We start from the raw sequence: 13,803 nt of genomic DNA, 5'->3' as shown, positions 1-13,803 counted from the left end.
GTGATCCGCGGCTAGAGACAAACAATGACATGCCCGGTGAGTCGTGGACGGTGGGATCTCCACTATCTGGTCACGCAGCCCGAGTCTGTTCGAACCACGCAGCTTCAACTTCGTCAGGGGTTTGATAGCCCAGACCGGAATGAAGACGAATCCGATTGTAACGCAATTCAATCCACGATGTCACATCAACGATCGCGTGCTTTCTAGTCGGATACACCGTCCGATTCACCAGTTCATTCTTCAACGAACCATTGAACGATTCAGCCCACGCGTTATCCGGCTCTTCCGGAATCAGAGTGCGTCCAGGTGTTGTCCCAGGCCGCCTGAGTGGATAAGTGATCGCAAGATGTAGTGGTTGAGGTTGCGGAACCCGAGGGCGATTCCGCGGAGGTGTTCCAGGCGTCCGTTGATGGCTTCGACGGGGCCGTTGGAGGCGCCGGTGACGAAGTAGGCCAGGATCTCGGCACGTCGGGCCCACAGGGAACGCCCGAGTTGAGCGAGTTCGGCCAGCCCGGCGGGTAGGCCGGTGCGAATCTTCTTCAGCGCCTTGAACATCAGAATCTTGCCGTCGCGTTTGTTGGGTTGGTCGTAGGCGTTGATGAGGTCTTGATAGAACGCGTAGGTGACCGCGACCGCCAGGTGTTCGTCGCGGGCGTCTAAACCGTTGTGCAGCTTGGTTTTCTGTTTGTCGGTGAGCAGCTCGATCCGGGTGAGTAGGGTGCGGCGGATGCCGTAGAGCGGGTCATCGGTGCGGCCCCGGTGCCCGCAGGTGTCCTGCTGGATGCGTTGGCGGCACAGGGTGAGTTTCTCCCCGGCCAGGGCGACTACGTGGAACGGGTCCATCACTGCGCGTGCTGAATCGCCCCGGGTTTGCTGGGGGCTCGGTTACTTGGTTCCAGCGTTTGCCGGGACCGGGTTCTCACGGTAGCTGGTGACTGTGTGGGTCGACCAGTAGGTGGTCTCGTACTCGACGGGTGGGACGTGCCCGATCTCGCCGTGCAGGCGGCGGTGATTGAACCAGTCGATGTACTCGGCGACGGCGATCTCGACCTCGCCGACACCGCCCCAGCCACCGCGAGGGCGCATGACTGGGTTACGGATACACTCGGCCTTGAACAACGAGTTGAACGCCTCGGCCATCGCATTGTCGTACGAATCACCCTTGGAGCCAACAGAAGTCACTGCGTCTGCTTCGGCGAGACGTTCGGTGTAGCGGATGGCTCGATACTGCACTCCGCGGTCGGAGTGGTGAATCAGCCCGGCCACGCCCTGGCCGGCACGCGACCGCGCCCACAACCCCATATCCAAGGCGTCGAGCGCGAGGTCGGTGTGCATGGTGGTCGAGACCTGCCAGCCCACGACCATCCTTGAGAAGACGTCGAGGATGAACGCGGCATACACCCACCCCGAGTGTGTGCGGATGTAGGTCAGGTCCGCCACCCACAGCGCGTTGGGCGCCGCCGCGGTGAACTGCCGTTCGACACGATCGGCCGGCTGCGGAGTTTCGGCCCCCTCGCTGTGCGTGGTCTTCCGCGTCTTGGATCTCGTTATCCCCTGCAGCCCATCAGCTTTCATCAACCGCTCGACGGTGCACCGGGCCACGCCGATACCCTTTCTACGTAGTTCGGCGTGGACTTTGCGGGCACCGTAGACGCCGAGATTGTCGGCATGCACGGTGCGGATCTCACCGAGGATCTCGCGGTCACGGACCACCCGTGGCGCCTCGACTCGTCGAGAGCTCAGATGGGCTCGGACTGTGGACGGAGCGATCTGGGCGGCCGTGTCGCGCAGGGCCGCGCAGATCGGATCGACTCCGTGTTCGTCGCGGAAAGCGGCGACGAACTCCACGATCAACGCTGTGGGCGGTCGATCTCCGCCGCAAAGAAAGCTGATGCCTGCTTCAAGATGGTGTTCGCCCGCCGCAACTCCCGGTTCTCCCGTTCCAGCTGCGCGATCCGCTCAGCCTCGCTGGTCGTGGTCCCCGGGCGGTCCCCGCCATCGATCTCGGCCTGCTTGACCCAGGTGCGAAGCGCCTCCGGGTGCACACCGAGTTGATCGCCGATCCGTTTGAGCGCCCCTGGTCGCGTGGCTGGGTCCTTGCGGGCCTCCACCGCCATCCGCGTCGCCCGCTCCTTCAGCTCAACGCTGTACTTCCGTGGTGCTGCCATGCTCTCCATCCTTCACAGATTCGAGAGCCTCCGACAAACCCGGGGCGTTTCATAGCGCTATTGCCGACACGATTTGCCGCACGATCGAGCTGGGGGTGACGAACTGGCCCAGCCAGGTTGTTGCGACATGGTCGCCGGCCGATCCAAGGCCGCCCTTACCGACTGGCTCGTTGCCCGCGATCAGTCGTTTCGTGACCGCATCCGGGTGGTGGCGATGGATGGGTTCACTGGGTATCGCACCGCCACCGCCGAAGCGCTCGAGCAGGCGCGGCCGGTGATGGATCCGCTGTTCGGTGTCCGCCGCACCCTGCTGACCCGCATCGGGTTACTCACCGACAAGCAGAAGACTCGGCTGCGCTCGGGTCAGGAAGCCCACGAGGACCATCTCGCCGTCGCGATCAGCTACGCGATCTACCAACAGTTGATCGAGGCCTACGACCAGGAACGCAAGCGGGACGGGAAGATCTTGATGTACAAGGTCCTCAAGAAGATCCACACCGGCCTGCCGGCCGGTCTGCTCGAACTCGCCCAGCTCGGCCGCTCGTTGTGGGCCCGACGTGCCGAGATCCTGGCCTACTTCGACACCGGCGCCTCCAACGGGCCCGTTGAAGCGATCAACGGACGACTCGAACACCTGCGTGGCATCGCCCTGGGCTTCCGCAACCTCAACCACTACATCTTGCGGTCGCTTATCCACTCCGGCGGCCTGGCAAAACGCCTCGATGCACTCTGAATCCGGAAGAGCCGACAAAGCACAAGCTGCTTCTGCCCGGTCCACACAAGTTTCATTAGCATGACCAATTAGTCAATTACCCAAGGAAAGCTATGCGCCCGAGAGCGAGCCCCTTGTGCCGCCCGAGACCTAGGTTCCTCAGAAAGTTCGGAGAGAAGTTGTTCCGAGACGCCAACGAGCCGTTGAAAAGCAGAGGGATCAAGATAGTCGGGACGCGTAGCAAACAGGATATCCTCGGTGGATGTATTCCCGCTTGCTCCAGGAGCGAAAGGACAACCACCGAGGCCTCCGAGAGCGCCATCCACAAGGTCAACACCGGCATTAATGGCGGCCAGCGTATTCGCTACCCCCATGCCCCAGGTGTCATGCCCATGGAATACCAACCGTCGCTGGGGTGCCAACGCTCTAGACTTTCGTACCAGAGAGTCGACCTCGCTCGGAATTGCCTGGCCAAGCGTATCGCACAACACGATGTCGTGACTGCCATATGTACGGGGATCCGCGATGATGTCCAATGTGCAGTACGGATCTACAGGCCCGTCGAACGGACATGTAAACGCCGTGGCCAAGCACAATTGCATACGTCCCCCGACTGAATCAGCAATTTCTATGGCCGCAGGCATAGCCGCTATAGAATCCTCTGTATCGCGCCCAATGTTAGCCTGATTGTGGCTATTTGACACTGACAGACAGTATTGAAAGTTCACCGCTCCTGCCGCGGCAGCTTGCTCGACATGGCGCGGCGTTGCGACCCAGAGCCAGCATCGTTTGCGCTCCTCCGTAGTGAGTTCGGCGACGAGATCCAATGTATCCGCCATCGCCGGAACAAGGTCTGGACGAGCTAAAGACCCAATCTCAATCTCAGGCACACCAATATCAAGGAGGACGCGGACAATCTCCAGTTTACGTTCAAGGGGGATAGCCTTGCCCACCAACTGCAGGCCATCACGGAGCGTAACGTCTCGGAGCGACGCCGACCGCGCAGGTACGGTAGTCATCAGTAGCCACCTTCGATGTAATGAGTCCTAATATAATCAGTATGTTCGCCGAGATCTGGGCCGACACTTCGGATCGGTAACGACTTATCTGATATCACGGGAACGATCCCCGGGAAACCCACCAACTTGGGATCCTCCTCGCCAACATCAACCGGAAAGTGCTGGATCATATCTCGAGCCAGATACTGGTCGTCGACCACGATATCAGCTGCTGTCGCAATAGGTCCGGACGGTACGTCGGCATCGGAGAGAATGGCGAGCACTGTTTCGCGGGAGTGCTGCGCGGTCCAGGACTCAATTGCCATATCTAGTTCGTCCCTGCGTTGCCAGCGAAGATCATTAGTAGCAAGATTCGAGTCGTCGGCAAGGTCAGGCCGGCCAATCGCATTCATGTACCGATAGAAAATTGCGTCGCTGTTGCCAGCAATTACCACCGACTTTCCGTCACTACACATATACGCGTTTGACGGAGCAATACCTTCTACACGGCCGCCGATTCGTTTCCGTTCGACCCCATAGGCGAGATAATCTGGCACGAGCGATTCCATAACTGAAAGAACCGACTCGTTCAAGGCGACGTCGACAATTCTATCTCGTAGTGGTGCCGGACTATCTCCAGTTCTACTCCGACTGAAAAGTCCCATCATCACGCCAAAAGCGGCATAGATGCCAGCAAGTGAGTCACCAATTGAAACTCCGGTGCGCGCAGGCGCCCGATCTGGTTCTCCGACAAGTTCACGGAGGCCGCCGTAGGCTTCCGCAACCGCTGCAAATCCGGGCCGTGAGGACATGGGTCCTGATTGCCCGAAGGCAGATATCCGGGCAATTATTATTGTCGGATTAGCACTATTGAGGACTTCAGGTCCGATGCCCCAACGCTCGAGAGTACCTGGTCGAAAATTCTCAATCACTATATCGCAATGTCGCGCCAGAGCTACGACGTCGTCTCGACCTTGTTGGGTGCGCAGATCAAGCACAATCGACTTCTTGTTTCGATTGATTGTGCGGAAAAGCATCGAAGTTGAACCCGCGTAGAGACGCCAATTACGCAGTTCATCGCCTGTACCGGGCCGCTCGACCTTGATCACTTCAGCACCAAAATCTGCCAACAGACGGCCTGCAGTGGGAGCGGCAATATAGTTTCCGAGCTCCAGCACCCGGATACCTGCGAGGGGTAGTGTGCTTGTCATGACCATGATTCCTTGCAACGTACGTATGATGGACTATAATATAAAGACATGAAGTAACGAAACGCTACACTATCGGAGAACGGCCACCGGCTCTGATGTGAGCAAGCAGGCCACCATCGGCAAGGACCTTCCGTTCGCCTGCCGTCAGATCAATTCCTAGATCGATTGATTTGTTTCCGCTTAGGGATACACTGATCGATGGCGAACCGTCGAGAATCGCATCCCGAAGCCCGTGCAATTTCCACTCCTCGCCAACCGTGAATACGGGCGCATCGTCAGGCAGGACAAGTGGCACTACGCCCGCGGCGATGAGATTACGGCGATGGATTCGAGCGTAGCTTCTAGCGGCGATGGTTCGAATGCCAAGATATACGGGTATCAACGCCGCATGCTCTCGACTTGACCCTTGCCCATAGTTCTCTCCTGCAACGATCACTCCGCCGCCCCATTCGAGCGCACGATCGTGGAACTCCGAATTGTGACGGTTGAACATGAACTTCGCACATAGCGCGATATTCGACCAGACAGACATCGCGATAGCACCGTCTGGTGCCATATCACCCGTAGAAATGTCATCACCGACACAAATAAGAACTCGCCCCGATACCTCATTAGAAACTGGCGATGGTAACGGTGGAGGAACAAGATTCGGCCCACGTTCAATGGTCACGGCTGCGCGAACGTGGTCGGGAAGGACCTCAGTGATTAATGCCGTATGAAGCGACAGATCTGGTGCTGGCGTCGGACGTATCGTGATCTCAGGCCGGGAAGAAGGATCCGTGATCCTTCCGGTTATAGCGCTCACCGCAGCAGTCGATGGACTACACAGGTAAACTTGATCCTCGGCGGTGCCGCTTCGACCCGGAAAGTTCCGGTTGAACGTCCTTAAAGAAGCAGCTCCCTGCAGCGGGGCTTGACCGATGCCAACGCATGGACCACATACGGGTTCCAGCATCCGCGCCCCGGCGTCCATGAGATCGTCATACACGCCGCCTTCGATAATTGTTCGGAGAATCTGACGCGAACCTGGTGTGACTGTTAAATCGACCTGCGGATGAATCGTGTGGCCCCGAATTGAAGCCGCTACAGTGGCAAGATCATCGTAGGAACTGTTGACAGACGAACCGACGCATACCTGAGACACTCGAGTCTCTGGTAGCTCCGATACCGGCAATACATTACCGGGCGAGTGAGGAACTGCAACCAGCGGGACGAGGTCGGTAAGGTCAATCTGAATAACGTCATCGTATAACGCGTCAGGATCGGCAGACATCCGAACAAAGTCGTGGGCTCTGTTCTGCTCGACAAGCCAGCGCAATGTCTGAGAGTCCGAAGGGAACACCGCTGTGGTTGCACCCGTCTCAATAATCATGTTCGCGATTGTGGCGCGACCCGAGATTGGTATTGACTCAACCGCGGGCCCAAAGAATTCAAAGACGGCTCCGCGTCCGCCGCGGACACCATAGCGGCGAAGAATCTCAAGGACAATGTCCTTTGCTTCGACAGCATTGCCAAGATAGCCGATTAACTCGACGCCGATCACCCGAGGACAAGGGAAGTCAAATCCATAGCCACCCATGGCGACCGCGACTTCGAGGCCTCCCGCGCCGGTCGCAAACATTCCAACAGCGCCAGCGGTAGACGTGTGCGAGTCTGCACCAAGAAGAAGTTCCCCAGGCTTGGTGAACCTCTCCAGATGAATATAGTGAGAGATTCCATGACCGGCTGGCGAATACCGGAGACCATACTTTTCACAGAACGATCTCAGGTAGCGGTGGTCCTGCATGTTCTTGTCATCGATCTGCAAAACATTGTGATCGACATACATTACCGCAAGAGAAACATGGATTGAATCGAGACCAAGCTCTTCATACTGCATTGCCGCCATGGTTCCGGTCGCATCTTCGATAAGGATCTGATCGGGCGAGACCGTGATGTCTGAACCGGGCGTAAGTTCCCCTGCTGTCAAGTGTCTACCCAGGATTTGATAAGTAAGATTCGTAGCCATAATTTTTCAATCGTACTAAAGCGGATTCGATTATCAGAATGCGGATGTACGCCCGAAACAAATACCTCTTGTGGGCTGCCGAAATAACGATCGGCAACAGCCCTTCTTAAGCTACTGGCTGGATTTAACCAGAGTGACTCTACTGTTGCCGATCGATAATCTCGAATTACACTCCTGTCATCAGGTCCAGAATCCAGGGTGACGCTTACTCTCCTATGCTCGAATCGAAGCGCCCAAATCGACCACGAAAGTACGCGAGTGGTTCAGCATCTGAAGCGACCGCATATCGAACGCTGCCGATCAGAAGTGTATGGGTGCCAACACTAACGGCGTCATCTAGCTCGCATTCGATCTGGGCGAGGGCGCCGCCAATTAGCGGCATTCCGAGTGGCCCTCGGGACGGTTCGAAATTGAACTTGCCAGCACCCTTTCCGGCAAACCGTCCCGCCAAATCAGTGTGGGCGGTCGACAAGATACTTACGCCAAAGAACCCTCGGGAAAGGACAGCCTTCTGCGTACTGCTCTCGCGATTCAGACAAACAGCAATCATAGCCGGTTCGAGTGAGATCGAGGTGCACGCGCTCACCGTCGTTCCGAAATCCAAATCTTCAGATCGTGTCGAAACGATCGTTACACCACTGGTGAATCGTCCAATTACCCCTCGGAAATGCTCGGGATCCACAGGTTCAAAATTGAGGTGGTTAGGACTCACTGCAGCCTGGCTAACATGGATCGTCACGTCGCCATCCATCCGCCGTCGACAGCCAAGTCAGCTCCAGTCACGAATGAAGCTGCGTCAGAAAGGAGCCAAACAACGGCGGCACTGATTTCTGACGGTTCTGCGAACCTCTCCATACTGTGACGTAGACGGATTGCGTCGAAGTGCGCCGCGAAGACAGGATCCTGAGACGCTCGCTGAATCATCGGAGTGCTGGTGACACCGGGCATCACTGCGTTAACCCGAATCCCCTTGGTGGCATAGTCAGAAGCTGCCGCACGGGTAAGACCGACGACACCATGCTTCGCGGCGGTGTACTCGGATGCGTTAGGCATTGCCGTGGCGCCGAGCACTGAACCTACATTGACGATTGCGCCGCCACCGGTCGTCAGCATTGCCGCAATCTCATGCTTGAGGCAGTTAAACACACCTGTGAGGTCAACGCCGATGACACGGTTCCACTGGTCCGCCGAGATCTCGTGCAACGGAAGACTCGCCTGCTCGAGACCGGCGTTGTTAAAGCTCCTTCGATGCTCCCAAACTGGCTGACTGCCTTTGAAACCATCGATTCGACGCTGCTCTCGTCGCTAACGTCAGTTCGGACGAAAAGCGACGATCTGCCGGAGTCGCGAATCTCCGCCGCGATTCTCTCGCCGGCCGGGTTGATATCGGCGATAACGACATTCGCGCCGACACTCGACAAATGCCTGGCTGTCGTCTCTCCGATACCGCTGGCAGCGCCAGTTACGATGATGGTCCGGTCCTGTAGAATCACGTTGATTCTCCTTTAATTCTATTTGTGGTGATGGATCGTAGATAGACCGCGCGATTTGGTTGGCGACTTCCTATTGTTCCAGATCAATTTCGTTCTGAGTTCGACTTCTCGAAAGGGACTTTTTGGCGATCTTCATCGTAGATGTCAATGGCCATGTGTCGACAAACTCTACATAGCGTGGTTGTTTGAATGGCGGAAGTCTGTCTTGACACCATGAAACCACTTGCGCGCCATCAAGTTGTGAGCCACTCTGAAGCATAATGAATGCCTTAATATCCTCTTCACCCAACGGGGAGGGTACGCCGATGACTGCTGATGAGGCGATACTCGGATGATCGTCGAGGACCTTTTCGACTTCAGCCGCAGATAGATTCTCTCCCCGCCGGCGGATCATTTCTTTGATTCGACCCGCAAAGAAGTAGTTGTTCCTGCTGTCGGCGTAGGCAAGGTCGCCGGTCCGCAACCATCCGTCGTCAGTCAATGATAGCTTCTCATCTCCTGAGCCAACATATCCAGGCGTGATTGCCGGGTTAAAGAGCTGGAGTTCTCCGGTTTGGCCCGTTGCAACGCGTTCCCCGTACTCGTCTGCAATTCTCGCCTGGTTTATCGTCCCGTGAACTGGGTGTTGCCGCGGTCGTCCCATTGAACCATAAACAGTCGGTTCTTGGAGTGAAGCAACGAGTCCGTAAGGCGTCTCTGACAGCGCGTATCCGATCACCAATCGGAAGCCGAAACGTTTCTCGATTTCATCGTGACGTTCAGGTGTCGGCGCAGGAGCGCTATAGCAGATACGCACCTTGTGCGCGGATTCTTCCGGAGATGGTGGTCGACTCATGAGTATTTCAAGCATCGCGCCTATTGCATTGAATGCGGTTACTCCGTAGTCGTTGACCGAGCGCCAAAAGTTGCGCGCTGAGAATCGAGGCAGAAGAATTAGCTCGGCTCCGCATCCGAACGAGCCCAAGGTTGAGTATACTTGTGCGTTCAGATGGGATAGTGGAAGAGTCGTGAGGAGGACGTCCTCTTCGCCAATCCCAAGCCAGTACGGATACCCCTCTGCGCCCAGCGTGTACATTTTGTGGTTCTCAATTACGAACTTGGGATGTCCGCTACTTCCCGAACTTTGGATTAGCGACGCAATTTCGTCAGGAGAAACTTCTGCTGGTTTGGTGGGCTCAGAGTCGATCAGGTCAGATACACCGATGATCCGTGCAGTGGTGGTAGGTACCTCGGCCCGCGGTTCCGCGATAATGTAACGAGCATTGACGTCGCGGACCACGGTAGGCAGTTCAGGCGCGGATGCAGGGTTCACCGCGACGCTCACCGCTCCGATTAGTGCGATGGAGAACCACGCTCGGAGAAAATCGTGTCCGTTGGGTAGACAAATTACGACACGTTCTCCGGGATTGACGCCTAGTTCCTTGAGGCCTCCGGCACATCGCAGGGCATCATTATATAGTTCTGATCTGGTGACGACTCCCCCACTTGGAGTTCTGCACCAAGGCGTATCAGGCCACTTGTCTGCGCCTGCCTTGAGGAACTCGGGGATGCTGACGATGCGCGTCATAATCTAGTTCGTTTTCGTTTCAATGTGAGTACCAGAGTGTTTTGGCCAGCAGCCTGCCGTCTTCTGGGAATCAGAAGGTGTAGATGGACAACAGTTGCGACCCAGCAAGCACTTAGATGGTGAAAAACATCTTTCTAAAGAGTTCGATTGCCTCAGCGTCTCCACCTTCGATTCCGCCGCGCACGCGCTGGTAGACGTCCAACGAGAATTCGGGTGTTGTGAACTTGAATTCGGCGTCATATGTCTCCGGTGCGCCAGGGTTGAACGCGAGGTCCCCGTGGGCAACCCGTACCGTCCAGTATTCAGATCGCGGGCTGGTGAACTCGATCTTGACGGTCAGATCTGCTTCGGCAGCGAGTTCCGGCAGGACAGTGATCTGCATCAAGCCGAAGAGGAACGGTACGAGAAGATCAGAGGAAGGTTCGTCGATAAATGCTGGCTTACCGAGCGCAGTCCGAAGGTCCCAGTTGTGGATTGAGTAATCGATGAGTTGGAATGCCACCATGAGGTATGCAGGTACGGGACCAACCCAACGGTGAGGAACGAACAGCCCGCCCCATTCGTCCTCGGTGAGCTCCTCGAAGTTGTTGAGCAATTGCTCGACACAGGCCTCGAGCCGACCGAGGACTTCCCAACGGTCTACTTTTCGGTACTCGAGGGCGCTCAAACCAAGTGAATCGCCGTAGACCTGCATACCGAGGGGATCTTCGGTCGGGAAAGAATTCCTGGCCTGGCTGAAGTACCCCAAGTACGCGTATGCAGTATCGAGAAGATGCCCGGCCATATCGCGAACTTCCCACATGTCGCATGGGGTTTGCTTATGCCATTCGTCGTCTGTAGCCTCGACGAGCATGTCGAATGCGATACGGAACTCCTTTCTAACAAGGCCAATGAAGTGTTCCTTGCTTGAGAAGCTTGTACCATCAATGCGAGCTGCGACGTCGATTCCGCTGGTCGTCATGGTATTCCATTCTTAGAGGATGAGGGGAAGGTACTAAAAGTGGGCTGCTCTGCGGACAGCTAGGTCGACGGGCTATTCGATGTCAATCTGGCATAACCAGTCGTCTCGGTCGAACAATGTCTTCACGGACGAAACGTTCGTTTCAGTCGTATGAAGGATTATCACTCCGGGTACACGGAAGGGTTGATGCTTGCCTTTGTGAGTGGTGCCACGCCATGTCAGTTCGCCGCTAAATCGGCCTGTGAAATCTACTTCGGCAAAAGCCGTTTGGTGGCCATTTGCTGCAGGAGGTGACACAAGCGGCATTGCAAACTCGGAGAACCTGGACACCGTCGTGCGAAAATGCTTGAGGGCCGAGATTCTTCCAGCTACCGGACGACGGCTGAATAGACTATGTATTTCAACATCCGGAGATAGCACATTTCCGAGACTCTCGTAATTAAATGTCTGGTGTGCATGGTACCAAATGTTGAACAGCGAAAGCGCTTCTGAACGAGCGCCTTTTGATGGCGAAGTAGATTCGCTCACAGCCAAGGGGTGTTCGGTTGCGTTCTCGCGGAGCAGTGGAACCAGAGCTTTCGCGCGGGCGATGTATTTCGTAGGGTCGGTTGTGTCGGTGGGGGTCAAGACTGTACTCATCAGTACCCTTTCAGATTTTCGTGGTGAGCCGCGGCTCGTTGAGTGGTGTCCCGAATCTCACATAGTTGAGCCTGCTCGACATCATGTGAGCTCCCTAATAGGAGTGGGGGTTGTAGGCATGATGCGAGGGCGCCACAGTGCCTGAGGTTGTATACAACGAATGTAACTGGCCTCACATCGGAAGTCAAGAGTGGTCTACAGGGCAGTAGTGCGTCGACTCCCCGGGTGCACCGAAGAAGACTCTATGGACTGCGCAGAGAGACGCTCGAATCCGCCGTTCGGCGTGATGCACGCCAGGCAGGTCTTGCGCACGCGTTCAACGACCGCATACAATGATGTACACAGTGCGCGTTCCGGTCGGCCTGGGCAACGGTCGCTGTCGGAGTTACGTCCGGCGTTCGATGTCGCCGATATGAGGTGGAGAGGGGTTGTTAGTCCGATGAGCTACAGTGGCTGCGTCGTGCCCGGGGGGCTTCCCGGCGTCAGAGACGTTCCAGGACTTCGGATCACCAAGATTGCGTTGGGCGAGTTCAGCAACAATTCGTACATCCTCGAGTGCACTGCTACTGGAGAGCGACTGCTGATCGATGCTGCAACTGATGCACCGGCTCTGTTGCGTCATCTCGGTAGTCGGCCTCTTGCGAAGGTCTTGACGACACACTCGCATAAGGATCACTGGGAAGCGCTTTCGGCGGTTGTTGCTGGTACCGGAGCCCAGACGTTGGCCCATCCTGCCGATGCGCCGGCAATATCCTGTCCTACCGACGTATTGGTTCGGGATGGCGACGATGTTGTTGTAGGCAATGTGGTGCTGAGGGCCATTCACATCGTGGGCCATACGTTAGGTTCAATTGTGTTGGCGTACGAGGAGCCGGATGGGTCTTCGCATCTTTGGACCGGAGATTGCCTTTTTCCGGGCGGTGTCGGAAGTTCGTATGATACGCCCGACTTGTTTGAGATTCTGTACGGAATGGTCGTTACCAAGATATTCGATGTTTACGGGGATGATACGTGGGTCTATCCCGGTCACGGCGACGACACCACTATAGGCTCCGAACGGCCTAATCTAATGGAGTGGGAAAGGCGCGGCTGGTAGGCCGAGTCCTCCGGTCCTCTTATTGAGGATTTGGATGTTATCCAAGGAGAGAGCTATGGTACCGACGGATTCCGTGACCAGTAGCGGTGACCCATCGCCTGCGTTTCTGAGTTCACCGGACGGTCGCTTCACGCGTGTGGAAAATGCCATCGTGGACGTGCGTGAAGGAAAGCCTATCGTCGTTATCGATTCAGAGAACACAGGTGAAGGCGATCTGGTTTGTGCAGCTCGTACCGCTTCTACGGCAGTGGTCTCTTTCTTGATCCGGCATAGTTCCGGCTATATTTGTGTTGCCTTACCGAATGTCGAATGCGATCGATTGCATCTTCCTGCGATGTACGCGGATGATCCATCCTACCGCGTGAGTGTTGACTGTAATGAATCGGGTACCGGCATTTCGGCGTACGATCGCGCTGCGACGATGAGAATGCTTGCCGATCCAACGTCGAACTCAGACGATTTTACAAGGCCTGGTCACGTCGTTCCAATTAGAGCGTCTGAGGGAGGTGTTCTGGCTAAGGCCGGGCGCGTGGAAGCCGCATCAGATATTTCCCGTTTAGCTGGTCTTGGTGCCGTCGGAGCACTGGGCGAGATAGTGTCTGAGATTGATCCTCATGGTATGGCAACGACTGCGGAACTTGTTGAGTTTGCCCATGTCCATGGGTTGACCTACGTATACATATCGGATCTGGTTGCATACCGCCTTAGCAACGATACTGCAGGGTTTCTCCATGGGGCCGAAGTGGCAACGGCGGAGCATCATCTGCTAGAACTTGCGCGCGTCCGTATTGAGGAGCTTGAGATCGAAATCGCTGCTCTGAAATGCCGGTGATACATCGCATACCGGCTTTGCCGATTAGCTGTTTCCGCCAATTAGATGTCATTCTAACGATGAGCTGTGCGTGCGTTACTGCATGGACTCATGTATAATTTTAGTGAAATGGCTAGAA

At 56.2% G+C, this 13,803-nt stretch carries 10 protein-coding genes, 4 pseudogenes and 1 other annotated feature; of the genes and pseudogenes, 3 read left to right on the top strand and 11 right to left on the bottom strand.

Annotated elements, in window-relative coordinates; genetic code table 11:
• Positions 1-70: 70 nt before the first annotated feature.
• From ACSYG9_RS27410 to ACSYG9_RS27400, 3 genes and pseudogenes are all read right to left on the bottom strand, one after another.
• The gene (locus ACSYG9_RS27410) at positions 71-292 is read right to left on the bottom strand and encodes an integrase core domain-containing protein (RefSeq protein ID WP_432679646.1); all 222 of its coding nucleotides are present in this window, start codon (positions 290-292) and stop codon (positions 71-73) included.
• A pseudogene (locus tag ACSYG9_RS27405) lies at positions 292-861 on the bottom strand (ISL3 family transposase); the annotation flags it as partial. The pseudogene ACSYG9_RS27405 and the gene ACSYG9_RS27410, both read right to left, overlap by 1 nt.
• A 24-nt stretch (positions 862-885) precedes the next feature.
• Positions 886-2,168, bottom strand: a pseudogene (locus ACSYG9_RS27400) (IS3 family transposase).
• Positions 1,762-1,890, bottom strand: a sequence feature (AL1L pseudoknot). Its footprint overlaps the pseudogene before it by 129 nt.
• A 102-nt stretch (positions 2,169-2,270) precedes the next feature.
• Here ACSYG9_RS27400 and ACSYG9_RS27395 point away from each other — a divergent pair.
• A pseudogene (locus tag ACSYG9_RS27395) lies at positions 2,271-2,901 on the top strand (transposase); the annotation flags it as partial.
• A 68-nt stretch (positions 2,902-2,969) separates the two neighbouring features.
• On the opposite strand, the gene ACSYG9_RS27390 reads toward ACSYG9_RS27395, so the two are convergent.
• From ACSYG9_RS27390 to ACSYG9_RS27355, 8 genes and pseudogenes are all read right to left on the bottom strand, one after another.
• Positions 2,970-3,899, bottom strand: coding sequence for a beta/alpha barrel domain-containing protein (locus ACSYG9_RS27390; RefSeq protein WP_220667140.1), 930 nt, complete (start codon positions 3,897-3,899; stop codon positions 2,970-2,972).
• Entirely contained in the window at positions 3,899-5,089 is a 1,191-nt protein-coding gene (locus tag ACSYG9_RS27385; RefSeq protein ID WP_374107783.1) for a CaiB/BaiF CoA transferase family protein, read from the bottom strand. The genes ACSYG9_RS27390 and ACSYG9_RS27385 overlap by 1 nt, the downstream gene beginning before the upstream one ends.
• A 64-nt stretch (positions 5,090-5,153) precedes the next feature.
• A complete protein-coding gene (locus ACSYG9_RS27380; RefSeq protein WP_220667141.1) occupies positions 5,154-7,097 on the bottom strand; it encodes an aconitate hydratase in 1,944 nt (647 codons plus the stop codon).
• Positions 7,098-7,302: 205 nt separating this feature from the next.
• Positions 7,303-7,848, bottom strand: coding sequence for a flavin reductase family protein (locus ACSYG9_RS27375; protein WP_374107784.1), 546 nt, complete (start codon positions 7,846-7,848; stop codon positions 7,303-7,305).
• A pseudogene (locus ACSYG9_RS27370) lies at positions 7,833-8,596 on the bottom strand (SDR family NAD(P)-dependent oxidoreductase). The gene ACSYG9_RS27375 and the pseudogene ACSYG9_RS27370 overlap by 16 nt, the downstream one beginning before the upstream one ends.
• A 64-nt stretch (positions 8,597-8,660) precedes the next feature.
• Positions 8,661-10,157, bottom strand: a complete 1,497-nt coding sequence (locus tag ACSYG9_RS27365; protein WP_220667145.1) for an AMP-binding protein — start codon at positions 10,155-10,157, stop codon at positions 8,661-8,663.
• A gap of 112 nt (positions 10,158-10,269) precedes the next feature.
• On the bottom strand, positions 10,270-11,118 hold the full coding sequence (locus ACSYG9_RS27360) for a maleylpyruvate isomerase family mycothiol-dependent enzyme (RefSeq protein WP_220667146.1): 849 nt from the start codon (positions 11,116-11,118) through the stop codon (positions 10,270-10,272).
• A 72-nt stretch (positions 11,119-11,190) separates the two neighbouring features.
• Entirely contained in the window at positions 11,191-11,745 is a 555-nt protein-coding gene (locus ACSYG9_RS27355; protein ID WP_220667147.1) for a hypothetical protein, read from the bottom strand.
• Between the two features lie 451 nt (positions 11,746-12,196).
• Between ACSYG9_RS27355 and ACSYG9_RS27350 the strand changes: the two genes are divergently transcribed.
• Positions 12,197-12,853: an MBL fold metallo-hydrolase gene (locus ACSYG9_RS27350; RefSeq protein ID WP_432793391.1), complete on the top strand. Its 657-nt coding sequence runs from the start codon at positions 12,197-12,199 to the stop codon at positions 12,851-12,853.
• Positions 12,854-13,004: 151 nt separating this feature from the next.
• Entirely contained in the window at positions 13,005-13,685 is a 681-nt protein-coding gene (locus ACSYG9_RS27345; protein ID WP_454843061.1) for a 3,4-dihydroxy-2-butanone-4-phosphate synthase, read from the top strand.
• The last annotated feature ends 118 nt before the right edge of the window (positions 13,686-13,803 follow it).

This window comes from Rhodococcus sp. SJ-2, assembly GCF_053750035.1.
The sequence above is the reverse complement of the archived record's forward strand: the minus strand, read 5'-3'. Positions and strand labels throughout refer to the sequence as shown.